Source organism: Nocardia sp. MDA0666 (assembly GCF_003023875.1).
GTDB classification, from domain to species: domain Bacteria; phylum Actinomycetota; class Actinomycetes; order Mycobacteriales; family Mycobacteriaceae; genus Nocardia; species Nocardia aobensis.
Map to the genome: position 1 here is coordinate 56,009 of NZ_PYHT01000008.1, position 26,091 is coordinate 82,099.

General features: G+C 69.3%; 24 protein-coding genes. 15 read left to right on the forward strand and 9 right to left on the reverse strand.

Features of this window, described 5'->3' with window-relative positions; translation table 11 throughout:
• Both C8258_RS13930 and C8258_RS13935 read right to left on the reverse strand, forming a co-directional pair.
• Positions 1–822: an ABC transporter permease gene (locus C8258_RS13930; protein WP_106955555.1), complete on the reverse strand. Its 822-nt coding sequence runs from the start codon at positions 820–822 to the stop codon at positions 1–3.
• Entirely contained in the window at positions 819–1,652 is an 834-nt protein-coding gene (locus C8258_RS13935; RefSeq protein WP_106955556.1) for an ABC transporter permease, read from the reverse strand. The genes C8258_RS13930 and C8258_RS13935 overlap by 4 nt, the downstream gene beginning before the upstream one ends.
• A 184-nt stretch (positions 1,653–1,836) precedes the next feature.
• On the opposite strand from C8258_RS13935, the gene C8258_RS13940 reads away from it, so the two are divergent.
• Entirely contained in the window at positions 1,837–2,352 is a 516-nt protein-coding gene (locus tag C8258_RS13940; protein WP_369974756.1) for a peroxynitrite isomerase, read from the forward strand.
• 168 nt (positions 2,353–2,520) lie between these two features.
• Entirely contained in the window at positions 2,521–2,676 is a 156-nt protein-coding gene (locus C8258_RS32610; protein WP_157104394.1) for a hypothetical protein, read from the forward strand.
• Positions 2,677–2,743: 67 nt separating this feature from the next.
• On the opposite strand, the gene C8258_RS13945 is transcribed toward C8258_RS32610, so the two are convergent.
• The 3 genes from C8258_RS13945 to ispG all read right to left on the reverse strand — a co-directional run bounded on the left by C8258_RS13945 (position 2,744) and on the right by ispG (position 6,747).
• Positions 2,744–4,564: a penicillin-binding transpeptidase domain-containing protein gene (locus tag C8258_RS13945; RefSeq protein ID WP_106955558.1), complete on the reverse strand. Its 1,821-nt coding sequence runs from the start codon at positions 4,562–4,564 to the stop codon at positions 2,744–2,746.
• An 80-nt stretch (positions 4,565–4,644) separates the two neighbouring features.
• Positions 4,645–5,505 carry a GNAT family N-acetyltransferase gene (locus C8258_RS13950; protein WP_106955559.1) on the reverse strand — a complete coding sequence of 287 codons (861 nt, stop codon included), beginning with the start codon at positions 5,503–5,505 and terminating at the stop codon, positions 4,645–4,647.
• Positions 5,506–5,613: 108 nt separating this feature from the next.
• A complete protein-coding gene (gene ispG / locus C8258_RS13955; protein ID WP_210743744.1) occupies positions 5,614–6,747 on the reverse strand; it encodes a flavodoxin-dependent (E)-4-hydroxy-3-methylbut-2-enyl-diphosphate synthase in 1,134 nt (377 codons plus the stop codon).
• A 255-nt stretch (positions 6,748–7,002) separates the two neighbouring features.
• On the opposite strand from ispG, the gene nfi reads away from it, so the two are divergent.
• The 4 genes from nfi to C8258_RS13975 all read left to right on the forward strand — a co-directional run bounded on the left by nfi (position 7,003) and on the right by C8258_RS13975 (position 12,861).
• Positions 7,003–7,785 carry a deoxyribonuclease V gene (nfi, locus tag C8258_RS13960; protein ID WP_233225080.1) on the forward strand — a complete coding sequence of 261 codons (783 nt, stop codon included), beginning with the start codon at positions 7,003–7,005 and terminating at the stop codon, positions 7,783–7,785.
• Positions 7,786–8,290: 505 nt separating this feature from the next.
• On the forward strand, positions 8,291–8,551 hold the full coding sequence (locus C8258_RS13965; RefSeq protein ID WP_233225081.1) for a three-helix bundle dimerization domain-containing protein: 261 nt from the start codon (positions 8,291–8,293) through the stop codon (positions 8,549–8,551).
• A gap of 35 nt (positions 8,552–8,586) precedes the next feature.
• Entirely contained in the window at positions 8,587–11,382 is a 2,796-nt protein-coding gene (locus C8258_RS13970) for a cation-transporting P-type ATPase (RefSeq protein ID WP_106955560.1), read from the forward strand.
• Between the two features lie 93 nt (positions 11,383–11,475).
• Positions 11,476–12,861, forward strand: coding sequence for a diacylglycerol kinase family protein (locus C8258_RS13975; protein ID WP_106955561.1), 1,386 nt, complete (start codon positions 11,476–11,478; stop codon positions 12,859–12,861).
• On the opposite strand, the gene C8258_RS13980 is transcribed toward C8258_RS13975, so the two are convergent.
• A complete protein-coding gene (locus C8258_RS13980; protein ID WP_106955562.1) occupies positions 12,845–14,068 on the reverse strand; it encodes an RIP metalloprotease in 1,224 nt (407 codons plus the stop codon). The two genes, C8258_RS13975 and C8258_RS13980, sit on opposite strands and share 17 nt — an antisense overlap.
• A 21-nt stretch (positions 14,069–14,089) precedes the next feature.
• Positions 14,090–15,229: a 1-deoxy-D-xylulose-5-phosphate reductoisomerase gene (dxr, locus tag C8258_RS13985; protein ID WP_106955670.1), complete on the reverse strand. Its 1,140-nt coding sequence runs from the start codon at positions 15,227–15,229 to the stop codon at positions 14,090–14,092.
• Between the two features lie 162 nt (positions 15,230–15,391).
• On the opposite strand from dxr, the gene C8258_RS13990 reads away from it, so the two are divergent.
• Positions 15,392–15,676 (forward strand): DUF2631 domain-containing protein, encoded by a 285-nt coding sequence (locus C8258_RS13990; RefSeq protein WP_086007267.1) that lies wholly within the window; start codon positions 15,392–15,394, stop codon positions 15,674–15,676.
• A 46-nt stretch (positions 15,677–15,722) separates the two neighbouring features.
• Here C8258_RS13990 and C8258_RS13995 read toward each other — a convergent pair whose 3' ends face one another.
• Positions 15,723–16,457 carry a LysR substrate-binding domain-containing protein gene (locus C8258_RS13995; RefSeq protein ID WP_106955563.1) on the reverse strand — a complete coding sequence of 245 codons (735 nt, stop codon included), beginning with the start codon at positions 16,455–16,457 and terminating at the stop codon, positions 15,723–15,725.
• 194 nt (positions 16,458–16,651) lie between these two features.
• Between C8258_RS13995 and C8258_RS14000 the strand changes: the two genes are divergently transcribed.
• The 3 genes from C8258_RS14000 (at position 16,652) to crcB (C8258_RS14010) (ending at position 18,324) form a co-directional block, all read left to right on the forward strand.
• A complete protein-coding gene (locus C8258_RS14000) occupies positions 16,652–17,299 on the forward strand; it encodes a phosphatase PAP2 family protein (protein WP_199195700.1) in 648 nt (215 codons plus the stop codon).
• A 147-nt stretch (positions 17,300–17,446) separates the two neighbouring features.
• Positions 17,447–17,965, forward strand: coding sequence for a fluoride efflux transporter CrcB (crcB, locus tag C8258_RS14005; RefSeq protein WP_036503544.1), 519 nt, complete (start codon positions 17,447–17,449; stop codon positions 17,963–17,965).
• Positions 17,962–18,324, forward strand: a complete 363-nt coding sequence (crcB, locus tag C8258_RS14010; RefSeq protein ID WP_036503547.1) for a fluoride efflux transporter CrcB — start codon at positions 17,962–17,964, stop codon at positions 18,322–18,324. Before crcB (C8258_RS14005) ends, crcB (C8258_RS14010) begins: the two co-directional genes overlap by 4 nt.
• Before the next feature lie 12 nt (positions 18,325–18,336).
• On the opposite strand, the gene C8258_RS14015 is transcribed toward crcB (C8258_RS14010), so the two are convergent.
• Complete coding sequence (locus C8258_RS14015) at positions 18,337–19,479, reverse strand: CdaR family transcriptional regulator (protein WP_199195701.1); 1,143 nt, start codon at positions 19,477–19,479, stop codon at positions 18,337–18,339.
• Positions 19,480–19,658: 179 nt separating this feature from the next.
• On the opposite strand from C8258_RS14015, the gene hpnC reads away from it, so the two are divergent.
• The 5 genes from hpnC to shc are packed head-to-tail and all read left to right on the forward strand — an operon-like array spanning position 19,659 to position 26,062.
• Complete coding sequence (gene hpnC / locus C8258_RS14020) at positions 19,659–20,513, forward strand: squalene synthase HpnC (RefSeq protein WP_106955566.1); 855 nt, start codon at positions 19,659–19,661, stop codon at positions 20,511–20,513.
• The gene (hpnD, locus tag C8258_RS14025) at positions 20,510–21,418 is read left to right on the forward strand and encodes a presqualene diphosphate synthase HpnD (RefSeq protein WP_233225082.1); all 909 of its coding nucleotides are present in this window, start codon (positions 20,510–20,512) and stop codon (positions 21,416–21,418) included. The genes hpnC and hpnD overlap by 4 nt, the downstream gene beginning before the upstream one ends.
• Positions 21,415–22,884: a hydroxysqualene dehydroxylase HpnE gene (gene hpnE, locus C8258_RS14030; protein ID WP_106955672.1), complete on the forward strand. Its 1,470-nt coding sequence runs from the start codon at positions 21,415–21,417 to the stop codon at positions 22,882–22,884. The genes hpnD and hpnE overlap by 4 nt, the downstream gene beginning before the upstream one ends.
• Positions 22,881–23,897 carry a polyprenyl synthetase family protein gene (locus tag C8258_RS14035; protein WP_106955567.1) on the forward strand — a complete coding sequence of 339 codons (1,017 nt, stop codon included), beginning with the start codon at positions 22,881–22,883 and terminating at the stop codon, positions 23,895–23,897. The genes hpnE and C8258_RS14035 overlap by 4 nt, the downstream gene beginning before the upstream one ends.
• Before the next feature lie 2 nt (positions 23,898–23,899).
• Positions 23,900–26,062 carry a squalene--hopene cyclase gene (gene shc / locus C8258_RS14040; protein ID WP_106955568.1) on the forward strand — a complete coding sequence of 721 codons (2,163 nt, stop codon included), beginning with the start codon at positions 23,900–23,902 and terminating at the stop codon, positions 26,060–26,062.
• Positions 26,063–26,091 lie beyond the last annotated feature (29 nt).

Consider the following 26,091-nt stretch of genomic DNA (forward strand, 5'->3'; position numbering starts at 1 on the left):
TCACTGCCGGCTGGCACGCCGGAATCCGACCGCCGCCGGCACCGCGAACACGACCATCGCACCGACCGACCATCCCACCGTCGCCCACAACGGCCCGCGGGCCGACTCGCCGAGCGCCAGCGCGCTCATCGAGTCGATCGCAGTGGACAGCGGCTGATGGGCCACGATCGGCTGCGCCCAGTCGGGATAGGCGGGCAGCGGGACGAATCCGGTGCTGAAGAACATCAGCAGCGAGGATCCGAGCGAAATGGCCTCCACCACGAACGTTTTGGCCGAATACACCGCCACCGCCGTCACCATGGTGGCGAATCCGATTCCGTAGAGCAGCGGCACCCCGAGCACCGCGAGTGCGGCGGCGGGACGGTGGAACCGGAAACCGAGCGCCATGCCCACCGCGAAGAGCACCACCGTGCAGAGCACGATCCGGGCGACCTCGGCGAGCAGCCGCGACAGCAACCCCGAGGCGCGGTGTACCGGCAGCGCCCAGAAGCGGCCCAGCAGACCCGCGTCGCGTTCGCGGCCCAGCGTCACCGCCCCGGCCAGCGATCCCGACATCACCGACACCACGGTCACCATCGGCACCGAACCATAGAGCGCGTCGACCCCGGAGAACGAAGAGATCTGCCGGCCGAGCACCGTATTCAGCATCACCAGCAGCAGCGCCGGGAACACCAGGATCTGCGCCGTCGTGAGCGGATCGCGGCGCCAGCGCCGCAACAACCGGCCGGTCTGCACCAGGGTCTGCGGCAGCAGATATCGCCAGCGCTCGGTATCCACCTGCACGGTCGCCAGTTCGCGCACCGCGGTGCCCGCCCCCGTCATCGCTGCCTCCGTATCGCCAGCACCACCGACCCGACGCCGAAGACCAGCAGGCCGGCCACCGTCCACACCACACCCGGCCCGATCGTCGACCGGTCCACCGCCGTCGCGAAACCCGGCTTGTCACCCGCGAGCGCCCGCATCGCGTCGACGAACTGCGACACCGGCTGATTCCGCGCGAAACCCTGAATCCACGGCGGGAATTGAGAGGCCGGCGCGAACCCGGTGGACACCATGCCGAGAATCAATTGCGGCAGCATCAGCACCTGGGTGGTGGCCTCCGGCGACTTCGACAGCGCACCCAGCAGATCACCGAACAGTCCCAGCATCACCCCGACCGACACCGCGAACAATACGAAACCCAATGTCTCCCAGTTACTTCCGCCGAAGCGGAAACCGATCACGTGCGCGGCCAGCAGCGCCGCCGCCAACGCGATCGCGACGCGGTATCCGGTGGCGGCGGTGCGGGCCGCCAACGGCGCGATCGAGGGAATGGGCATGGTCGCCAGCCGGGCATCGAGACCGTCCCGGGCATCGACCGCCGCGCGGAGCGCGGCCGCGGACGCGCAGAACGACACCGCCTGCATGACGATCATCGGCATCAGGAACTGGGCGTAACTGCTCGCCCCGTGCCCGGCGAAACTCATCACCCGATTCAGCGGTACGTAGAACCCCAGGGTGAACACCGTCGGGGCCAGCACCGCCGTGAGCACCTCGCCGTTGCGCAGCGACGGCCGGATCTGGCGCCGGGTGAGCACCCAGCACGGCAGCCACCAGCCGCGTAGCACGGCGTGCGCGCCCCGCCGCGGCATCGCCTGGATTCGCACGGTCATCGCCTGCTCCGTTCGCACCCGGTCGGCATCCGTCCATCACACCAGACCCGAGGCCGCCGCGGCGCGATCTCCGCGCAAAGCGCCGTCCGATTCGCGATGTATGTCGCGACCTACCGGGTCTCGTCCCGGACGAACCGGACCAGGCCGCGCGGTCCTCCCAACTTCTGCGGCGCGGGGAACTAAGCTGTGCGCCGTGCTCGAACCCCAGCCCGCCGTCGCCCCCCATCCGGATATCGCCCATCTGGCTCCGCTGCTGGGCACCTGGCGGGGCTCCGGCCACGGGGAGTACCCGACCATCGAGCCGTTCGACTATCACGAGGAAATCCGGTTCGGCCATGTCGGCCGGCCGTTCCTCACCTACCGGCAGCGCACCCGCCACGCCGGCGACGGCCGCTCGCTGCACGCCGAGACCGGCTATCTGCGCTCGATCGGCGCGGACCGGGTCGAACTGATCCTCGCCCATCCCACCGGGATCACCGAGATCTGCGAAGGGCGGGTCGCCGTCGCCGAGGACGGGCTGCGGCTCGAACTCGATTCCACACATATCGGCAACTCCAGTACGGCGAAGTCGGTCACCGCACTGGGCCGCTCGATCCATCTGTCCGGAGACACGATCGATTACAAGCTGCGAATGGCGGCCGTCGGGCAACCGAAGCAACACCATCTGTCGGCCAGCTTGCACCGCGCCGAACAGAATTAGAAATTGAAGGTGTAACCAGGCTTTTCATGGACTTTTCCGCTGCGCATTCGGGCACAGGGGGTTGTCGGCGCGCGGTTCGCCGGTTTACGGTTTTCCAGGTCGGCTAATAGTCGGCGAACCCGATGGTTCGATGCCAGTGGCTCTCACTCACCGACAAGGGAGAAGACCATGAAGCGTTCGACGCTCACGCTGATCACCGCGGGGATGATCCTCGCCGGGACCGGGGCCGTGGAGATTCTGGGAGACGGTTCGGCCGGGGCGTCACCCCCGACCGAGCACGCGACCTCGGCACCCGTCGGTGGAACGGAGGTGCAGGGACAATAAACGGCATCCGAACTACACAGCTTTCACCCCCGTGACCGGACGCGCCGAGCGTCCGGTCACGATTGTTTCAGGCACTCCCCGGCGGCAGAGCCGCCAGCATATCCCTGGTCACCGCGACCGCATTGTCGGAACTTCCGCCGCGCACCAGCAGCGTGGCCCACGCCAGATCGCCGCGATAGCCGATGAACCACGAATGCGATCCGCCGTCGACCTCCGCCTCACCGGTCTTGCCGAACACCTCACCCTGGTCGGCGATCCGCTCCGCCGTACCGCCGGTGACCACCTTGCGCATCATCGCCTGCAGCCCCTGCACCACCTGCGGCGACAGGCTCGGCCGATCGCCGTGCACGGCCGTCTCGTGCCCGGCGATCAGATACGGCGTCGGCGCCGATCCGTGCGCGACCGTCGCCGCCACCAGCGCCATGCCGAACGGGCTGACCACTACCTTGCCCTGGCCGATCCCGTCCTCGGTGCGGACCACCTCGTCGTCGGCGCGCGGTACCGAACCCGATACGGTCGGCAACCCGGCGACGGTGTAGTCCGGGCCCACGCCCATCCGCGCCGCCGCGTCGGTCAGTGCCGTCCCCGGCAGTTCGCTGGCCAATTTCGCGAAGGCGGTATTGCAGGAACGCTCGTACGCCGTCGACATCGGCACATCGCCGAGGGAGAACTCGTCGTAGTTCGGAATCGTGCGCTCCCCCACCACGATTCGGCTCGGGCACGGGACGACGGTATCCGGGTTCGCGATGTCGGCGGTCATCGCGGCGGCGGCGGTGACGGTTTTGAAGGTGGAGCCGGGCGGATACAGCCCGGTCGTCGCGACCGGACCGTCGGTGTCGGCGGCCTCGTTCTGCGCCACCGCGAGGATCGCTCCGGTGGAGGGCTGGATCACCACCATCATGGTCTGCTCGCGGCGCGGGTCGACGGCCCGCTGCGCGGCGTTCTGCACGGTGCGGTCGATACTCAGCGAGAACGACGGTGCCGGTTGCGGCGCAACCTCTTTCAGTACATCGGTGTCGACACCGTCGGCATTCACGGTGACCACGCTCCAGCCGGCCTTGCCGTCGACCTCGTCGATGATGGTCTTGCGGATCTGGGTCATCAGATCGGGCGCGAAATGCCGGTCGGCCGGGATGAGGTCCCACTGCCGGTCGGTGGTCACCCCGGGCAGTCCCAGCAACTGTCCACTGACCTGATCGAATTCCCAGTCGCTCAGGCCCAGGACCAGTGCGGTGCCGCGTTGTCTGCGGGCGGCGGCCAGGATCGCGTCGGTGGTCACGGTGTCGTCGAACTGCTTCAGCGCGGCCGACAGCGCACCGGCCACATAACCCGGGTCCGGGGCGTCGGACACCGTGAACGAGATCCGGTGCACCACACCCGGAACCAGGACGTCGCTGCCGGATCGTTCGTTGACCCGGGCGCGGGGCGCCGGGGTGGTGCGCAGGTGCAGATTCTGGGTGTCACCCAATTTCGGGTGGATGTCGGAAGCGCTCCAGCGCACCTTCCACTGCCCGCCGCTGCGGCCCATCTGCAACTGCCCGGAGTAGGTCCAGACGCGGTCCTTCGGCAGTGTCCACTCGTAGGTGTAGTCGACGGTGGCGGTATCGCCGGTGACGCGTGCGGATCCGGTGTGCGCGGTCAGGTGCTGTGCCTGCAGGTTCTGCCACGCCGAAGCCAGTGCCGCCGAGGCCTTCTCGGGCTGCGTGGTCAGATCGGCGGCGTCCGCCGGATCCTGCCGGGCGAAGGCCGCCAAGAAGGAGTCGGCGGCGGCGACCGGCCCCTGCGGTCCGGACGAACACGCGCCCGCCGTTATCACCACGGCGGCGGCCGCACTCAGCACCAGCGCGCGGGGCGCCCACGCGCGCGGCGCACATCTCGACTTCGACATCGCCACCGATGGTAGCCAGCCGGTCGCTGGTAAACGTTGCGACACACTGGTTTTGCCCGGTGCGCGGCGGAACCTGGCGTTCAGTCCACGAGGATCGTCGCGAATGTCGCGACCTGATGGAAGCCGACCTTGGCGTAGGCGCGGCGAGCGACCTCGTTGTAGGAGTTCACGTACAGGCTCGCGGTCCGCCCCGCCGCGACCACCGCATCGGCGACCGCGGCCGTCCCGGCGGTGCCCAAGCCGCGCCCGCGCCACTGCGGATGCACCCAGACGCCCTGGATCTGGCCGGTCCGCCGGGACATGGCCCCCACCTCGGCCTTGTAGACGACCTCACCGTCATCGAAGCGCGCCCAGGCGCGGCCCGCTTCGATGAGGCTCGCGACGCGACGCCGGTATCCGCGACCACCGTCACCGGCCCGCGGATCGACGCCGATCTCCTCGGTGAACATGGCGACCGCGGCGACCAGATACCGTTCCAGCTCGTCACCGCGCACGCGGCGCACCTTCGGATCGGGGATGGCCTGGGCACGGCCGTCGAGGGCCAGCAGCGGCTGATCGGCGCGGATCTCGCGCGGCGGACCCCACCGCTGCTCCAGCATCTCCCACAGCGGCAACGCCAATTCCTGGCGGCCCACCACCGAGGAGCACACCCGCGGCCAGCGGGCCGCGCGGTCGGCGAAGGCGCGCATATCGTCGGTCGTCCCGCGCAGCGGCACCAGATTGGCGCCGGAGAAACACAGCGAATCCGCCGGGGTGCCCCGCGTCCACAGTTCCCCGCCGCCGCGATTGTCCAGACCGTATTCCTGCAGGCGCGCGGCGACCATGCACCCGGCCACCGGATCGGTGTCCAGCACTTCCAGCACCTGCGCCAGATCGCGATCCGCGAGCTGACGAGCACCGGAAATCCGTGACCGGCGCGACGGTTCCAGCACACTCCGCACGCTCCCAGCCTGCCATGAACGTCGCCTGCGTGCGGGGGCTTTGCTCGGCTCCAGGGACAGAATGCGGCCGGCGCGCGACACGCCCACTCCCCTATCCGCGTCCGGCGATCATCCGACGGTGACGACGGGCTCGCCGGTTTCGGCGTCGGTACCCATCTCGTCGGCGATGCGCATGGCCTCTTCGATCAGCGTCTCCACGATCTGATGTTCGGGCACGGTCTTGACGACCTCGCCCTTCACGAAGATTTGGCCCTTGCCGTTGCCGGAGGCGACACCCAGATCGGCCTCGCGCGCCTCACCCGGACCGTTGACCACACAACCCATCACCGCCACTCGCAGCGGCACCTCGAGACCTTCCAGACCCGCGGTGACCTCGTTGGCGAGGGTGTAGACATCGACTTGCGCACGTCCGCAGGAGGGGCAGGACACGATCTCGAGTTTGCGCGGCCGCAGATTCAGCGACTGGAGGATCTGCCCACCGACCTTGACCTCCTCGGCGGGCGGCGCGGACAGCGATACCCGGATGGTGTCGCCGATGCCCTCGCTGAGCAGGGCACCGAAGGCCACCGCCGACTTGATCGTGCCCTGGAAGGCCGGTCCGGCCTCGGTGACGCCCAGGTGCAGCGGGTAGTCGCACTGCGCGGCCAGCTGCCGGTAGGCCTCGACCATGACCACCGGATCGTTGTGCTTGACCGATATCTTGATGTCGCCGAAGCCGTGCTCCTCGAACAGGCTCGCCTCCCACAGCGCCGACTCCACCAGCGCCTCGGGGGTGGCCTTGCCGTACTTCTCGAGCATGCGCTTGTCCAGGGAGCCGGCGTTCACGCCGATCCGGATCGGGATCCCGGCCGCACCGGCGGCCTTGGCGACCTCCTTGACCCGGCCGTCGAACTCCTTGATGTTGCCCGGATTGACGCGCACGGCGGCACAGCCGGCATCGATCGCGGCGAAGATGTAGCGCGGCTGGAAGTGGATGTCCGCGATCACCGGGATCTGCGACTTCTTCGCGATCATCGGCAGCGCGTCGGCATCCTCCTGCCGCGGGCAGGCCACGCGCACGATGTCACAGCCCGATGCGGTCAGCTCCGCGATCTGCTGCAGCGTGGCGTTCACGTCGTGGGTCTTGGTCGTGGTCATCGACTGGACGGAGATGGGGTGATCACTGCCCACTCCCACCGTGCCCACCATCAGCTGTCGCGTCTTACGCCGCGGTGCGAGGACCGCCGCCGGTGCGGCCGGCATCCCCAGGGTGATGGCTGTGCTCACGTTCGGCTGCCTACTTTCGTCTGCGTCTGGTGCACCCGTTCGTTGCCGAGTCTAGTGCGGGCGGTACGGGAGCGACCTGTGAGAGCACCGACACCCCTGCCGGTGACCGGCGCGCCCCGGGTCCGCGACCGCCCGGACCGACTGTGACCAGGACCGCACCGCTGCCGGGCCGGGCTGAGCGCGGCCCCCTGGTGTGCCCGGTCATCCGGGGTTTTCCGCTCGGAGGCCGATGTGGTTACCGTGGACCGGCCGAAGGCCGGCGCCCACCGTCGTGTTCAGGAGGATTCACCGGATGTACATCCCACGACCACGTGTCGGGCGGTGCTGACCGTGCGCCTGGCGATGACTCCGGAACTGCCCGCCGACCCGGAAGCGGCTGCGGCACTGCAGGAGCGATTGCGGGATTCGGTGCTCACCCACGACCCGCGGCCGCCGCGATTCGGCACCGTCGCGGGCCTGGATTCGGCCTACGACGAGTCCGGCGCGGTGGTCGCCGCCGTCGTGGTCCTCGATATCGACACGATGGAAACCGTCGACACCGCCGTCGCCCACGGCACGACGCGGTTTCCGTACGTCCCCGGCCTGCTCGCGTTCCGGGAGCTGCCGACCACCCTGACCGCGCTGGAGCGCCTCGGCACCACGCCCGATCTGCTGGTGTGCGACGGCCAGGGCATCGCCCACCCGCGGCGTTTCGGGCTGGCATGCCACCTGGGCGTGCTGACCGGGCTGCCGTCCATCGGCGTCGCCAAGACGGTGTGGGGTGACTGCGGCGAGCCCGATGCGGCGCGTGGTTCGGTCGCCGACATCACCGTGGATGGCGAGGTGGTCGGCCGGGCCCTGCGCACCCAGCCCGGGATCAAACCGGTGTACGTCTCGGTGGGCCATCGCATCTCCCTCGACACCGCCTGCGCCCAGGTTCTCGCGCTGGCGCCGAGGTACCGCCAGCCCGAAACCACCCGCCGCGCCGATCATCTGTGCCGGACCCTGCTGCGCGACACCATCGCTCGCGGCTGAGCGCGAATCCGGCGACCGGCGCCGTGCGGCAGCATCGAAACAATCTCGGAGACGAGCTTCGGCAATCTCATCGCTAACGCGAGTTCCCGAGGTGCTCACCGGCGAGATCCGCGGAACGCCAACGCCACCCGAGGCGACGGGCGATCATCGTCCGGGAGGCGCCGGAGTCGAATGCCACCTCGTTCCGAATATTCGTTGTCGAATTACCGTAGCGATCAACTCGATCGATTTGATTATCTGTTCCTCGAACAAATCGAAGCAGCTGGAAACCGAAAGCAATTCGCCCTCATCTCCGTGCGATTCGACTCCTTTCCTCCGATCCGCGACGCCGCCGGAGTACCACTGCCGCCATCGCTTCCCGTGCTGAATATCGCAGATCAAGCGGTGTTCCCGCGGAGCGGATATCGGCGACGGACAGGACGAACCACGAAAAGGCAAGCCGCGGTCGAAATTCGCGTCCAATTCGTGCCTTGACGGGCTTCGTCGCCGGGCAGACGATGGACCGATGACCGGCGATGAGGAATTGATTCAGGTCGAACAAGTCATCGGGCGGCTGATCGCCAGCCACCCGTCCGTCCCGCCCGGGGACATAGAACTCATCGTGCGCGGCATCCACAAGCGGTTCTCCGATGCACGAGTACACGACTTCGTCCCCCTTCTGGTCGAGAAGGCGGCGCGGCAAGCGATCAGCATCCGGCCGGCCGGAACAGCGGCGCCCTCGCCTCGCATCCGTCCGCGCGGCACCCACCCGGTAACGGTCATCTGAGGAGGATTCGCGCGCCGAGGGAAAGGACGAGCGTTATGGCGGCCACACAAGCGGTGCCCCAGAGTTCGTCGGCGGGTCCGCCGGCTCCCGAACCGGCCGATTGGCACGCCCGCGACGCCGACGCCGTGGTGGCGGCGCTGTCCTCGGACCGGCACGCCGGACTCACCTCCGCCTCGGCCGAGGAGCGGCGTCGACGCTACGGCCCCAACGAGATAGCCGCCGAACCCGCACCGGCGCCGTGGACCGTCGCGCTGCGCCAGCTCCGGGATCCGATGAACCTGATGTTGATCGCGGTGGTGGTGGTCAGCGTCGTCATCGGCGAGATTCCGACCGCCGTCGTGGTGGCGGTGCTGGTCGTACTCAACGTGGTGCTCGGCACGCGGCAGGAACTCGTGGCGCGCGCGAGCGTGGACGCCCTGGCGAAGATGCAGTCGCCGCAGGCGCGGGTACTGCGCGACGGAGTGCTGATCCAGCTCGACGCGCTCGAGCTGGTGCCCGGCGATATCGTCCAGCTCGAAGCCGGCGATATCGTCCCCGCCGACGGCCGGCTCGTCACCTCCGCGACCCTCGAAACCCAGGAGGCGGCGCTCACCGGTGAAAGCGCCCCCGTCGCCAAGGATCCCGGCACCCTCGCCGCCGCGGACGTGCCGCTCGGCGACCGCGGCGACATGGTCTATCAGAACACCTCGATCACCCGAGGAACCGCGACCATGGTGGTGACCGAAACCGGGATGAACACCGAGATGGGACGGATCGCGTCCATGCTGTCCGCGGTCGCCCCGTCGCGGTCACCGCTGCAGCGGGAGCTGGATTCGCTGACGAAACTGCTGGGTGTGATCGCGTGGACGGCGGTGGCGATCATCGTGGTGATCGGCGCGCTGCGCGGTCAGGATGTGACAGCGGTACTGCTGCTGGGCATTTCGATGGGCGTCTCCGCGATTCCCACCGGGCTGCCGACCTTCGTCCAGGCGATGCTGGCCTACGGCGCCCGCCGTCTCGCCGACGCCAAGGCCGTGGTCAAGAACCTCACCGATGTCGAGACGCTGGGCGCGACCAGCGCCATCAACTCGGACAAGACCGGCACCCTGACCATGAACCAGATGACGGTGCGCTCGCTGTTCTTCCACTGCCGGTGGTACGGCGTGACCGGAGAGGGCTACAGCAAGAACGGAACCGTCACCGAGGCCGCCGGCGCGGACACCCCGGATTTCACCCTGCTCGCCTACGGGCTGTGCCTGGACAGCGATGCCACCGTGTCCGACACCGGGGAGGTGGTCGGCGATCCGACCGAGGCCGCGCTGGTGGTTCTGGCGGCCAAACTCGGCATCGACGCTCCGCTCACCCGCCGCGACTACCCGCGCGTCGTCGCGGTGCCCTTCGACTCGGCCTACAAATTCATGGCGACCTTCCACCATCTGCGCGTCGACGGTGAGACTCGATTCGTCGAATTGGTCAAGGGCGCACCCGATATGGTCCTGGCCCGCTGCGCGAGCGCGTACCGCCCGGGCCGCACCGAGGTGCCGATCGACGAGGCGCGCGCCGAGATCACCGCCGCGATGCGCACCATGTCGGAGCAGGGGCTTCGCGTCCTGGCCTTCGCTGCCCGGATCCTCGACGGTCAGCAGGACGCCGCACGGGCCGACCCCATGTCGATGGTCGAGGATCTCACCTTCGTCGGCATGGCGGGCATCATCGACCCGCTGCGGCCCGAGGCGGTCGAATCGGTGCGCATCGCCCACGAGGCGGGCATCGACGTGCGCATGATCACCGGCGACCACGCGATCACCGCCGCCGCGATCGGAGCCGAGCTCGGGCTGGGGCCGGGGGCGGTCGGCGGCGCCGAACTGCAAGCCATGACCGACGAGCAACTGGCCGAGGCGCTGCCGCATCTGCACGTATTCGGCCGGGTGACCCCACAGGACAAGTTGCGGCTGGCCGGCGTGATGCAACGTGGCGGCGCGGTGGTGGCGATGACCGGCGACGCGGTCAACGATGCCGCCGCGTTGAAGAAGGCCGATATCGGCGTCGCGATGGGTTCGGGCAGCGAGGTCACCAAACAGGCGGGCAAGATGGTGCTCACCGACGACAACTTCGGGACCCTGATCACCGCGATTCGCCTGGGCCGCAGCATCTACGACAAGATCGTGTCCTACATCCGGTACCAGATGTCGAAACTGTTTTCCCTGGTGCTGCTGTTTCTGGTGGCCAGCATCTTCGACATCAACCACGGTGTCGCGCTGACCCCGCTGATGGTGCTGTTCCAGCACTTCTTCATCACGCTGTTCCCGGTGGCGGTCATCATGACCGATCCCCCGCCACCGAATCTGATGAACAAACCGCCCCGCGATCCGGCGATGCCGATCGCCAACCGGACCGCGTTCACGCAGTGGCTGATCTACGGTGTGCTGCAGTTCGCGGTCGCCCTCGCCGCCATGCTGCTGGCGCCCGGCGAGATGAGCACGGACACCGCCTCGGTGCCGATGACGACGACCTTCGTGGTGTTGTCGCTGGGCTCTGTCCTCGCCGGACTGGCGATGCGCCGCGACCCCGAATCCGGTTTCACCGCACCGATTCTCGGCGCCCTGAAGATTCTGTCGATACCGGTCGTGGTCACCGTCCTGGCCGTGCAGCTGGGCTTTCTGCAGGACCTGCTGATGACGAGGTCGCTGACGGGTGGGCAGTGGCTGGCCTGTCTCGGCTGGTCGCTGCTGATCCCGATCGCCGTCGAGGCGGAGAAGGCGCTGCGGCGCCGCCACATTCGCCGCAGTACACCGCCGGAGCCGTTGAACGCCGCGGTAGCGGTGGCGCCGCTGCGAGCCCGGACCGGCTGAGGCCGGTCGTCGCCGAGCCGATCACCGGCCTGGACCCTTCCGGCACCGATCCGGCCACCCGGCCGACACCTGAACTCCGGGACGAGGCACGCCATGGATCACACCCCCGACCGGCCGGACACACACCGTGCAGCGACCGGCACCGCGAACGGTCGTCAAGACCTGCGTGGCCGAAATCGCTGGGCGCGAGCCGCATTCGTCTTCGCCGCGGTGACGGTCGTGGTGCCGGTGGTGTTCGCCGGACTCCTGGGCACTCTCGTGGTGCTGATCATCGGCGCCGGCGGCATGGTGGTGACCGTGGCGGCGCTGTACTGGTTCGTGAGCGCGCGCGGCGTCCTGCGCTGGTTGTCGGCGGCGGTGGCGGTCGCGACGCCGATCGTGGTGCTCGTGATGTTCGTGCGCGCCGGCCTGCTGTGGGTGGTACTGCTGACGGGCGCGGCAGCCCTGGCCGCCGTGGTGTCCGCCCACCGTGCGCTGCGCCCCATCGTCACGTACACAACCGCGGTCGAATACGCCGCGCCGCCACCGCGGCGACCGTTCCTGATCATGAATCCGCGATCCGGCGGCGGGAAGGTCGCGAAATTCGATCTCCGGCGCCGGGCCGAGGAACTCGGCGCGGAGGTCGTCCTGCTGGAGGGCAGCGTCGATGTGGCCGCCTTGGCCCGCGAGGCCGTCGAACGCGGCGCGGATCTGCTGGGCGTCGCGGGCGGCGACGGAACCCAAGCCCTCGTGGCGGATGTCGCGGCCGCCCACGACCTGCCGTTCCTGGTGCTCAGCGCGGGCACCCGCAACCATTTCGCGCTGGACCTCGGGCTCGGCGGCGCCGATCCGGCGACCGGGCTCGACGCCTTGCGCGACGGTGTGGAGATGCGCGTCGACCTGGGCCGCATCAACGGCCGACCGTTCGTCAACAACGCCTCGTTCGGCGTCTACGCCGAAATCGTGCGCAGCCCCGCCTACCGCGACGACAAGACCGCGACCGTCCTGCGCCTGCTCCCCGATCTGCTCGCCGGCCACAGCGGAACCCGGTTGATCGCTCATATCGGCGCCACCACGGTGATCGGCCCGCAAGCGGTGCTGGTGAGCAACAACCCCTACGGCACCAGCGATCTCGCCGGGCTGAGCCGCCGCGACCGCCTCGACCGCGGCGTGCTCGGGGCGGTCACGGTCTCGGTCTCGGATACCCGCTCGGCCGTGGGTCTGATCCGCCGCACGCACAGTCGCGGCCTGACGCAGCAGACCGCGTCCGCCGTCGTCGTCGTCGAGGCCGGTGGCGCATCGATCCCCGTGGGCGTCGACGGAGAATCGCTGCTGCTCGACACGCCGGTGCGATGTGCCGTCGAACCGGGCGCCCTGCGCGTGCGGGTGCCGCGGAATCGCCCCGGAATACGCCCGGCCGCACCGGCTCTGGACTGGATGCGCCTGCGCGATCTGGCGATCGGCCGCGCGCACGCCGAATTCGCTACGGGAACAGCTTGATCGGGTTCACGATGTCGGCGACCAGGGTGAGGATCATGTACGCACCGCCGATCACCACCACGATGTAGGTGGCTGGTAGCAGCTTCATGTAGTCGACCGGAGCGCCGTTGGGCAGGCCCTTGCGGTTGCGCCACATGTTGCGCAGCTTCTCGAAGATCACCACCGCGATATGGCCGCCGTCCAGCGGCAGCAGCGGCAGCAGGTTGAACGCGCCGAGGAAGAAGTTCAGGCTGGCCAGCACCAGCACGAACGCACCCCACAGCCCGTGTTCGGCGGTTTCGCCGCCGATCTTGCTGGCACCGTAGACGCTGACGGGAGTGTCGGCATCGCGCTGGCCGCCGGTGACCGCGTGCCACAGGCTGACCACCTTGCTCGGCATCTGCGCCAGCGAGGCGAAGGTGCGGCCGAACATGTCACCGGTGAAGGCGACCGACGCCGGCACCGCGGAGACGATGTTGTGTTTGACCGGCAGGTAGAAGTCCTGTGCCACACCGACTTTACTCACGTACACCGGCGTGGTGACCCGCTCGGAACTGTCCGTGGACTTCAGCGGATAGGTCGCCACCCGCTCCGGGGTCACCGGAATCTGCAGCGTCCGATCGTCACGCTTCACGGTGTAGACGACCGGGCCGCTCGCCTTCTCGGTAATCGAGCGGAAGTCGTCCCAGGTCTTGACGGGCTTGCCGTCGATCGCGGTCACCAGGTCGCCGCGCTGCAGTCCGGCGCGTTCGGCCGGGCCGGGGCCGGTGCACTTCTGCGTCGACCCGTCGGGGTTCTGTGCGGGCACACAACCGGCCGGGTAGATCTGGGTGGCCGGCGGCGAATCCAGCCGCGGCAGCCCCCAGGCCACCGCGAGCAGCATGATCAGCAGGAAGCCCAGGATGAAGTTCATCGCGATGCCGCCGAACATCACCACCAGGCGCTTCCAGGTGGCCTGCCGGTACATCGCGCGATGCAGGTCCTCGGGTGGTACCTCGTCCAGCGCGGTCATGCCCGCGATATCGCAGAAACCGCCCAGCGGCAGCGCCTTGAGGCCGTATTCGGTCTCACCGCGGCGGAAGGAGAACACCTTCGGCCCGAAGCCGACGAAGTAGCGGCGCACCTGCATGCCGGTGGCCTGCGCCGCCCACATGTGGCCACATTCGTGTAGCGCCACCGATACCGTGATGCCGAGGGCGAACAGCACGAATCCGATCGCGAAGCCCATGCGGTATGGAACCCTCCTGAATCAGTTGCTCACGAGCGTGCGCGCACGCTGTCGCGCCCACGCATCCGCCGCGAGCACCTCGTCCAAGGTACTGGGTTCCGCGGCCCAGCGGTCGGCCGACTCGACCACCCGCGCGACCGTGCGCACGATATCCGGGAATCGGAGCGCACCGTCGAGGAAGGCCTGGACCGCGATCTCGTTGGCCGCGTTGTAGACCGCGGTGACGCTGCCGCCGGCCTTACCCGCCGCGCGAGCCAGTTCGACCGCGGGGAAGACTACGGTGTCGACCGGTTCGAATTCCCAGGTGAACGCCGTGCCGAAGTCGATCGGGGCGAGGGTGCCGGGGACCCGGTCCGGCCAGCCGAGCGCCAGCGCGATCGGGAGTTTCATATCCGGCGGGCTGGCCTGGGCGAGGGTGGAGCCGTCGGTGAAGGTCGCCATCGAGTGCACGATCGACTGCGGATGCACCGTGACATCGATCTTGTCGTAGTCGATGCCGAACAGCATGTGCGCCTCGATCAGTTCGAGGCCCTTGTTCACCAGCGTGGCCGAATTGAGGGTGTTCATCAGACCCATCGACCAGGTGGGATGGGCCTTGGCCTCCTCGGGGCGCACCGATTCCAGCATTTCCGCGGTCCAGCCCCGGAACGGGCCGCCGGAGGCGGTGAGCACCAGCCGCGCGACCTCGTCGGCGCGCCCGCCGCGCAGGCATTGCGCCATCGCGGAGTGTTCGGAGTCGACCGGCACGATCTGCCCGGGAGTGGCGGCCCGCGTCACCAGGCTGCCGCCCGCGACCAGCGATTCCTTGTTGGCCAGTGCCAGGCGCCGCCCCGATTCCAGGGTCGCGAGCGTCGGCCGCAGCCCCAGCGCGCCGACCAGGGCGTTGAGCACCACGTCGGCGTCGGTGCGGCGCACGAGTTCGGTCGCCGCGTCCGGACCGGCCAGGGCCACACCGAGTTTCGCAGCCGCGGCCGGATCGGCGACGGCCACGTTGTCGGTGCCGGTGGCGCGGATCTGCTCGGCCAGCAGGTCGGTATTGCCGCCGCGCGCGGCCAGTCCGACCACCTGGAATCGGTCCGGATTGGCGGCGACGACCTCCAATGCCTGGGTGCCGATGGAGCCGGTGCTGCCCAGCAGCAGAACTTTCACGATGTCGGACACGCACTCATTGTCCACGGTGAATCGCCGCGGACGTCACCCCGCTGGCTACGACGGCCGGTCGTATGCAAACATATTCTCGACAGATACCTTCACGACCTGCGGACCTCACGGCGTACTCCGCGCACGCGAGCCGCAGCGCACACGGAAATGATGGGAGCGAACGTGGCCGCCACGGAACTGGAACCCGCCAAGAGCGCCGGCGTCGTCACCAAGGTCGATCCCGCCGAGGTTCCCTCCGCCGCCTGGGGCTGGAGCGGTGAATCGCGGCGCACCTTCCGTATCGCCGGATGGGTCGTCGTCGTGATCCTGCTGGCCATGCTGTTCGAGAACCAGCAGGGCCACACCTCCGGCACCGGTTACACCGGATACATCTTCCTGATCGGTTTCGCCGTCGCGCTGGCGGCCGTGCTGATCCGCGATTCGATCATCCAGCGCAAGCCGCGCTGAATCCGCTTCGCGCCATCCTGTTTCGACCGGCCGCTGAGGTTCCGCCTCAGCGGCCGCGTCGTTTCCGGGGGCCGCCGGCCTTACCCGCCCGCCCCGGCTTCGCGGCGCCGCCCCGGCGCGCGGCCGGTTTCGCACCACTCTCGCCCCGGCTCCTACCGCGCTGTGCCGCACCACCTTCGGCGCGCGTGCCGGACTCCTGGCGGCCGCGCCGATCCCGTTCACCGGTGGTCCGGGAACTGCGTGCGGTGCGGCCCCGCACGACACCGATGAATTCCTCGGCGAGTTCGACCGCGTCCTCGATCGGCCAGGACAGGGCGATCTGCGTGGGGTCGACATCGGTGAGCGGACGATAGATCAGGTCGCGGCGATGATGCAGCCGCGCGAGCGACTGCGGCACCACCGCCGCCCCGCCGACCGCGGCCACCAACTCGACGGTGTCGCCCACGGCGTCGAGATCGGTCGCGTCCTGCATCCGCTCGCCGTCCAGATCGGCCAGACTCACCTCGTCGAACAGTCCGATCGGATGATCCTTGGGCACCACCGCCACCGCGACCTCGTGGTAGAGCGGAATCGCGTGCAGCCCTTCGCGTTCGATCGGCAACCGGACGAAGCACATGTCGACCCGTCCCTGCGCCAGCGCCTCGCGCTGCTGGGCCTGCGGCACCGCGATCACGTCGAGCGGGACGTCGGGGAAGCGTTCGGCCCACACCCGCGCCCACTTGGCGACGGTGACGCCCGGGACGTAGCCGATGCGCAGCGCGGTGGGAGCAGACTCGGTCATGCGGCCAGCGTATGGCACCGGTCGAGGCGGTCCGGCATCCGCCGCAATCCACAGCGGCCAGGTACGCGATCGAGGTGACGCGGAGGTCGACGGCAGTGGTCGAAACCGTGCCCACCGGGCGAACACGGTAGAAATGATCGCAGTACGTTTCCCATCCTCCCCCGGCGTCCCGGGCAGACCAGATCGGATATGCGTTGACGACCCCCTCCCCGGCCCCGATGGCATCCGGTGGCCCTGGATTCGATCGGCCGCTGTTCACCACCATCACCGATTTCGCCGACCACACCCGGTGGCTCAACGACACGATGCTGTGGTTGACCGATGCCGGCCTGGCGGTGTTCGCGGTGCTGATGGTGATCGGCTGGTGGCAGGCCCGCCGCCGCGACGACCGGTCGATGGCGCTGGCGCTGCTGGCTCCGGTGAGCGTGGTGATCGCCTATCTGGTCGCCGAGGTGGTGAAGGTGATCGTCGCCGAACCGCGCCCGTGCCGGGGCGTGCCGACCGCCTACATCATCGAGACGTGCCCGGTGCCGAGCGACTATTCGTTCCCCAGCGGCCACACCACCACCGCCGCGGCGACCGTCGCGGCGCTGTATCTGCTGGATCGGCGGCTGGGCTGGATCACGGCGGTCTTGGCGGTCGTCCTGGCCTTCAGCCGGGTCTACGTCGGCGGTCATTATCCGCACGACGTCGTGGCCTCGGCGATCCTGGCCATTCCGGTCGCCGCGGCCGTCAGTCTGCTGCTGGCCCGCCCGGCCAGCGCGGTGGTGACGCGGATGCGGTCCTCCGCGCTGGCGCCGCTGGTCACCGACACCGGAGGTACGCCGGTATCGCGGGTGTGAGCGAGTCCGGCCGGATTCGCTATTCTGTCCGACGTGGCGGTGGGGCTCGCCACTTCGGCGCAGCCGCCGGAGCAACCGTGATCGGACGATCGCCAACAGTCCCTACTCGAGGTACCGCCATGTCCGTGTTCGAGTAGGAGTCCGTCGTTGACCGAACTACGCCGCGAGGAGCCCCGGCCCGGCGCATCCGCCGACCGGCCGGTCGATCCCGATATCGATCTGCACGTCCCGTCCCAGCGGCGCGAACTGCTGCGCGAACACGGCGCCGTGCTGGCGGTGATCGGGCTGGGTGGCGGATTGGGCGGTCTGGCCCGCTACGGCCTGACCCAGCTGCTGCCGACCCGCCCCGGGCAGTTCCCCTGGGGCACCTTCACCGAGAACGTCCTCGGCTGCCTGGCCATCGGCGTGCTGATGGTCCTGATCACCGAAGTGTGGTCGGCGCATCGACTGGTGCGGCCGTTCCTCGGAGTCGGATTTCTGGGCGGGTTCACCACCTTCTCCACCTACGCCGTCGAGATCCGCAATCTGCTGCAGCCCGGTTCGGCCGTGACGGCGTTCGTCTATCTGGCCGCGACGTTGTTGAGCGCGCTGCTCGCGGTGCTCGCCGGGGTGACGGTGACGCGAATGACGGTGCTTCGCAAGGTGATTCGAGGGGAGGCGCGGTGACCGTCGTCCTGGTTTTCGCCGGTGCGGTGCTCGGTGCCCCGGCCCGCTATCTCACCGATCGCTTCGTTCAGGCACGCCACGACAGCCTGTTTCCGTGGGGCACGCTGACGGTCAACATCGTCGGCTGCCTCATTCTGGGCGCGCTCACCGGTGGTGCGGCCGGCAGCCCGGTGCTGGCGTTCGCCGGCACCGGATTCTGCGGGGCGCTCACCACCTACAGCACCTTCGGCTATGAGACGGTCCGGCTGCTCGAACAGCGCGCCGTGTTCTACGCCGCGATGAATGTGGTGATCAGCGTGATCGCCGGACTGGGTGCCGCACTGCTCGGCTATGCCGTCGCGCACGCGCTGATCGGCTGAGAACTCGCGTACTCAACCCGCTCGTCCGTGCGGCTGATCCCAGACCAGCGCCAGATACATGCGGGCCCGCTCGCGCGGCGAATTCAGGCGCTCTCCGAGCAGATCGTGCAGCCGGTCCATGCGGTAACGCACGGTCTGCGGGTGGATGTGCAGATCGTCGGCGACCGCGTGCCGGTCGCCCATGTTCCACAGCCAGCTGCGCAGCGTTTCGACCAGCCGGTCGCGCTTACCGTCGGGCAGCTCCCGAAGTGGTTGCAGCACTTGGGCTCGCAGCGTTTCCAGCAGCCATTCGTCGCGATTGGCGATGATGGTGTCGAGTTCCTCGGCGACCACGACCGGCGATCCGGACAGCACACCCGCCTTGCGCAATCGCAGCGCGGTGCGAGCGATCCGCATACCGGTCGGCAGCAGGTCCAGCGTGAGCGGATGACCGATCACCGCGTCGCAGCCCCGTAGCGCGGCGACGAGCCGCGTGATCCGCCCGCCCAGCATCGGACTGGGCACGATCGCCCCGACCGCGTCGTCGCGCCGGATCGGCAGGCAGTGACCGCCGAGATGTTCCACTACCCCGCAGGAGCGCGCATCGGCCGGATCGGCGAGCACCACCGCGACCTCGGGGGGCAATTGCCAGCCCGCGCGCTCGGCGGCCAGCCGGATTCCGATGGTGTCGGAACGCCCGGAAAGCAACATTTCCGCCAATTCCTCGCGATGGCGTTCCCGGGCCGCGCTGGACGCGGATTGTTCGAGCACATAACCGTGCGCGGAGGCCGCGGAGAATTCGTCGACGAAGGCGAAAACGGCCTCCGCCAGCACCGCGAGCACCTCCGGCCCCAGGTCGAGTTTCAGCGCCGTTTCCGCGACGTGATGCCAGGCCGCGCGGGCGCCGACCTGGTACGCGCCGAGCAGATCGGACAGGTCCGCGCCGTCCTGCAGTTGCTGGCGGCCGACCTGTTCGAAAACCAGCTGCGTCGGTGGCGGAACGCCCTCACCAGCGGAAACTCCTGTGCGCGGGCCGTGTTCGGCCAAGTGCAGCAGCCGATGGACGAACAGCACGCCGACCTCGGCCACCTCGGGACGATGGTCGTCGAGATAGCGCGCGTAGTCGGGCCACTCGGCGGCGAGCAGGTCACGGACCTCGTCCAGAAGATCGGGCATCCTAGCGTCGAGTTCCTCCGAAAGCTGCTCCAATGCCTCCGGTGTTATCGGAATTTCATTATGGGAATCGCTCATTCGAGTCCTCTCCGACTCGATTATCTTCCGGATACAAAAAACGCCAACCGGAATCACTTCAACGGTTGAAGATTTGAGCCCTGTGTTGCGTTCACCATCGAATCATGGACGCAGCGACAGCCCCGGCCCGCTGGCTGCGGGCCCGTGAAAAGGAAGAGAACTTTCCCGTCGCGCTGCGGTGGTTGCCGCGCGAACCACGCCGGCACCTGCACGCGGTCTACGCAGCCACCAGGTTAATCGACCAGGTCGGCGACGCAGCCCCCGGCGATCGTGTGTCGCACCTGCTGACGCTGCGCGCCGACCTCGCCGGTCTCTACCAGGGTCGCACACCCGACGATCCGGTGCTGCAGATGCTGGCCCCCACCGTGGCGGCGTGCGATCTGCCGCAGGAGGCGTTCCAGGAACTGATCGAGGCGAATCTGCTCGATCAGCGCGTCGGCCGCTACGCCACCTTCGAGGATCTGCTCGGCTACTGCCGGCTGTCGGCGAATCCGGTGGGCCGCTTGGTGCTGGCGGTCTTCGACCAGTCCACGCCGGACACGGTGGCACTGTCGGACCGGGTGTGCTCGGCCCTGCAGGTACTCGAGCACTGCCAGGACGTGGCCGAGGACTACGCGGCCGGGCGCGTCTATCTGCCGCAGGACGATCTGGCCGCGGCCGGGGTGGCGGAAGCGGCGCTGGCCAACGGCGGACCGGATGATCCGGCGTGCCGGACGGTGGTGCTCACCCAGGTCGAACGCTGCGAAGCGATGCTCGGCGAAGGCGCTCCGCTGGTCGCCCGGCTCACCGGATGGGCCCGGCTCGCGGTCTCGGGATATCTCGCGGGCGGCTGCGCGACCGCGCGGGCGCTGCGCGTGGCCGAGGGCGACGTGTGGAGCCAGCCGGTGCGGCCCCGGCACGTCGACACCGTGGCCTCGATGGTCACGCTGCTCGGCAAGGCCACGGTGGTGCCGCAGTGAGCACTATCGCGACCGGGACGACCACGGCGGCGGCCTATGACACCTGTGAACGGATCACCCGCACCGAGGCCAAGAACTTCTACTACGGCATCCGGCTGCTCCCCCCGGAGAAGCGCTCGGCGCTGTGCGCGCTCTACGCGCTGGCACGGCGCATCGACGATATCGGCGACGAGCAGGGCGAACCGGCCGCCAAAACCGAGGCGCTGACCCTGTTGCGCAAGGAATTGGACAAGGTCACCGGCGGCGCCGGAACCGATGATCCGGTGCTGTTCGCCGTCGCCGACACCGCTCGGCGCTATCCGGTGCCACTGGGCGCGTTCGGCGAACTGATCGACGGGGTGCAGGCCGATGTCGACGGCGTCACCTACACCGATTTCGACGAGCTGACCCACTACTGCCGCTGCGTGGCCGGGGCGGTGGGCCGCTTGTGCCTGTCGATCTTCGGCTCCGGCGGCGATCCGTGCGCGCCGCTGTACGCCGATCAGCTCGGGATCGCGTTGCAGCAGACCAACATTCTGCGCGATATCCGCGAGGATCTCGGCAACGGCCGCGTCTATCTGCCCCGGGACGAACTGCGGCGCTTCGGCGTCCAGCTGGAACTCGACGCCGGTGGGGCGCTCGACGATCCCAACGGCGGACTGGCCGCGCTGATCCGCACCGGCGCCGAGCGCGCCGAGAACTGGTACTGCCTGGGGTTGCGCCTGATTCCGCATCTGGACGGCCGCAGTGCCGCCTGCTGTGCGGCGATGGCGGGTATCTACCGGCGGCTCAACGAGCGCATCCGCGCCAATCCGGTGGCCGTCTACGACCGGCGGCTGTCGTTGAGCGGACGGGAGAAGACGCGCGTCGCCTCCGGCGCGCTACTGCAGTATTCGATGACCACATTCGGGTGGGGCCCGCGATGACGGCGCGGGTGGCCGTGGTGGGCGGTGGGCTCGCGGGGATGACCGCGGCCCTGCGCTGCGCGGACGCCGGATATGCGGTGCGGCTGTTCGAATCCCGGCCCTGGCTGGGCGGGCTGACGCATTCGTTCCTCCGTGGTGAGCTGTGGATCGACAACGGCCAGCACGTATTCCTGCGCTGCTGCGACCGCTATCTCGCGCTGCTGGATCGGCTCGGCATGCGCGATGCGGTCCGGCTGCAACCGCGCCTCGACATCCCGGTATCCGGCGGCGGACGGGTGGGCAGGTTGCGGCGGTTGCCGCTGCCGGCGCCGCTGCATCTGAGCTGGGCGCTCCTGCGTTACCCCTGGTTGTCGCCGGGCGCGCGGCTACGGTTCGTCCGGGCCGCGCTGGCACTGCGAGCCGTCGACACCACCGACCCCCGCACGGACGCAACGAGTTTCGGCGACTGGTTGCGTGCGCACGGTCAGGATCGCGACGCCGTCGACAGCCTGTGGGATCTGGTCGGCATCGCCACCCTCAACGCCCGGGCCGACGACGTATCGCTGGCATTGGCCGCCACCGTATTCCAGGTCGGCTTGCTCACCGACTCGGACGCGGCGGATATCGGCTGGTCGCGTATCCCGTTGCGCCAGTTGCACGGCGACGCCGGACAGGCGACGCTCACCGCGGCGGGCGCGACGGTGATCCACCAGAAGGTCACGGCCGTCCGCCGGGTCGGGGCCGGCTGGTCGGTGCACACCGGCGACAGCGAATATGCCGCCGACGCGGTCGTCTCGGCGGTGCCCCCGACGGCGGCGCAGGCGCTGCTGCCCGCCGAGGCGATGGATCTGCCCGCGAATTGGCCTGCGGCCCTGGGAAGTTCGCCGATCGTCAACATCCATGTGATCTACGACCGGCAGGTGATGGACGAACCGCTGCGAGCGGGTGTCGGCACGGTCGTGCAGTGGGTGTTCGACCGGACCGATGCATCCGGGTTGCGCACCGAGGCAGACCCCCGCGGCGCGGCTGCGACCGACAACCCTCGCCCGGCGGGAGCAGCGAGCCCGCTTCCCGCCGGCGCGCAGTATCTGGCCGTCTCCGTCTCCGCCGCCGACGCCTTCGTCGATCGCCCGGTCGCCGAGCTGCGCCGGGAATTCCTGCCCGCCCTCGAACAGCTGCTGCCCGCCGCTCGTACGGCACAGGTGGCCGACTTCTTCGTCACTCGCGAACGCCATGCGACGTTCCGGCCCGCGCCGGGCAGCGCGCGGCTGCGTCCGCCCGCGGCCACCGCATTGCCCGGCCTGGCGCTGGCCGGCGCGTGGACCGACACCGGCTGGCCCGCGACCATGGAGGGCGCCGTGCGCAGCGGGGAAGCCGCTGCGGCCGAAGTCATTTCGCATCTGGCGGGGCCCCGTCCCCGCGCCGGTGCCGCCGAGCGCACCGGTACGCCCGAACCTCGCACGCGGATATCGGAGGTGATCAGATGACGGTGACAACCCTGTCCACGGTCGATGCCGACGGTCATGCCGTCCGGTCGGCGCTGTCCGACGCCGTCGGACGGCTCGACGACGCGATCCGGCCGGTGGTCGCCTATCACCTCGGCTTCTGCGACGAACACGGCCGCCCGGTCGTCGCCGACAGCGGCAAATCGGTGCGGTCGCGGCTGACCATGCTCGCCGCCCACGCCGCCGGCGGCGACGGACTCTGCGGAATCCCCGGTGCGGTGGCGGTCGAACTCGTGCACAACTTCTCGCTCGTACACGACGACCTGATGGATCGCGACGCCACCCGCCGGCATCGCCCGACGGTGTGGGCGGTGTGGGGAGATGCGGTCGCGGTGCTGGCCGGCGACGCGATGCTCTCGCTGTCGCACGAGGTGCTGCTCGATTCCGGCTCCCCGCATGCGATGGCGGCGGCCCGGCTGGTCGGGAAGGCGACTCAGGAGCTGATCATCGGCCAGGCCGCCGACGTCGACTTCGAACATCGCAACGACGTGGGCCTGGCCGAATGTATCCGCATGGCCATGGGCAAGACCGCGGCGCTGCTCTCGGCGAGTGCCGCGGTCGGCGGCGTCCTGGCCGGGGCGCCACCGGCGACGGTCGCGGCGCTGCAGGCCTACGGCGACAACATCGGCCTCGCCTTCCAGCTCGTCGACGATCTGCTCGGCATCTGGGGCGATCCGGCGGTGACCGGCAAACCGGTGTTCTCGGATCTGCGCTCGCGCAAGAAGTCGCTGCCGGTCACCTGGTGCCTGGAATCCGGCCGCCCGGCCGGGCAAGCGCTGGCGCAGTGGCTGGCGCAATCGGGCGAACCGAGCGAGCACGATCTGCGGGCCGCCGCCGACATGGTCGAGACCGCCGGTGGCCGGCGCTGGGCACGGGCCGAGGCCCGGCGGCGGGTGCGCACCGCCCAGCAGGCCCTCACCACGGTCACCCTGACCCCCGAATACCGCCGGGAGCTCTGCGACCTGGCGGATTTCATCGTGGAACGGAGTGCATAGGAATGACAGTCACCCACACCGGCAATGCGGCAGCGAACTGGCGGGCAGCAGTCGATCCGGCGCCTGGCGCCGACGAACTGAGCGTGGTCCGCGCCGCCACCGACGCGGCGGTGCGGCTGCTGCGCTCGTCCCAGCACGAACAGGGCTGGTGGAAAGGCGAATTGGCGACCAATGTGACGATGGACGCCGAAGATCTGCTGCTGCGGGAGTTCCTCGGCATCTCCACCCCGGACGTGACCGAGCCGGCGGCGCGCTGGATCCGATCACAGCAGCGCGCCGACGGGACGTGGGCGACCTTCCACGGCGGACCCGGCGACCTGTCGACCACCGCCGAGGCGTGGGTGGCCCTGCGGCTGGCCGGCGACGACCCCGCCGCACCGCATATGCGCGCCGCCGCCGACTTCGTGCGCGCCGAAGGCGGGATCGAGGCGTCGCGGGTCTTCACCCGAATCTGGTTGGCGCTGTTCGGGTTGTGGTCCTGGGACGATCTGCCGAATCTGCCACCGGAGCTCGTGCTGTTCCCGTCCTGGTTTCCGCTCAACATCTACGACTGGGGATGCTGGGCCCGCCAGACCGTGGTGCCGTTGACCGTGGTGGCCACACTGCGGCCGTGCCGCCCGCTGCCGTTCGGCATCGACGAATTGCGGACCGGCGCGCCCCGGGCCCGCCGCGCGCCCCTCACCTCCCTGGCCGGAGTGTTCCAGCGGGTCGACACGGTGCTGCACACCTACGCGCGACTGCCGCTGAATCCGCTGCGCGATGTGGCGATGCGGCACGCCGCGGAGTGGATTCTGGCCCGCCAGGAGGCCGACGGCGGCTGGGGCGGAATTCAGCCGCCGTGGGTGTATTCGCTACTGGCCCTGCACCTTCTGGGCTATCCGCTCGATCATCCGGCGATGCGGGCGGGCATCGCGGGCCTGGACGGATTCGTCGTCCGCGAACAGACACCGGAGGGCGAGATACGGCGGCTCGAAGCCTGCCAGTCACCGGTGTGGGATACCGCATTGGCGACCGCCGCGCTGCTGGACGGCGGGGTGGCGCCGGACGATCCGGCGGTGCTGCGGGCCACCGACTGGCTGCTGGGTGAGCAGATCACCGCCGGCGGCGACTGGCAGGTGCGCCGGCCGCATCTGGAACCCGGCGGCTGGGCGTTCGAATTCGCCAACGACGTCTACCCGGACACCGACGACACGGCCGAGATCGTCATTGCGCTGCATCAGGTTTCGCATCCGGACCGCCGTGCACTGGATACCGCGATCGAACGCGCGGTGCGCTGGACGGTCGGCATGCAGTCCGCCGACGGCGGGTGGGGCGCCTTCGACGCCGACAACACCTCGATCCTGCCGACGAAACTGCCGTTCTGCGATTTCGGCGCCGTCACCGATCCGCCCTCGGCCGATGTGACCGCGCACGTGGTGGAGATGCTGGCTGTGGTCGGCCGCAGCGGTGATCGCGCATGCCGGCGCGGCGTGCGCTGGCTGCTCGATCATCAGGAGTCCGACGGCTCCTGGTTCGGACGCTGGGGCGCCAACCACGTCTACGGCACGGGCGCGGCGGTACCGGCGCTGGTCGCGGCAGGCACGAGCCCGCGGTCGACGACGATCCGCGCGGCGGTGCGCTGGCTGGAGAACCATCAGAACGCCGACGGCGGATGGGGTGAGGATCTGCGCTCCTATCGGGAGCCGGAATGGGTCGGCCGCGGCGAATCCACCGCCTCGCAGACCGCGTGGGCGCTGCTGGCCCTGCTGGCCGCCGAGGAACACGACTCTCCCGCCGTACGCCGCGGCATCGACTGGCTGGTGCGCACACAGCGACCCGACGGCGGCTGGGACGAGGACCTGTTCACCGGAACCGGATTCCCCGGCGATTTCTACATCAACTACCACCTGTACCGGCTGGTGTTCCCGATCTGGGCGCTGGGGCGGTATCTGCGGCGACAGACCGCATCGGACGAGCGGGTGGCCGCGGCGGCGGTGTCCGCACCGGCCATGTCCCAGGCAACCGGCGGAGCGGCCGTCCAGCGGCGCCGGCGCGCAGACGCATTCGGTGAGGACGGCGCCGACTCGCTCCGCGGCAGCACCTCGACCGCCTCGCACGGCGAGGGCCGCAGCGTCGACAGCCCGCGCTCGAACGGGACCGGTACTGCCGGTCGGGACGGGAGCTGACCGTATGGCCCGGCCTGGTACCGTCTGCG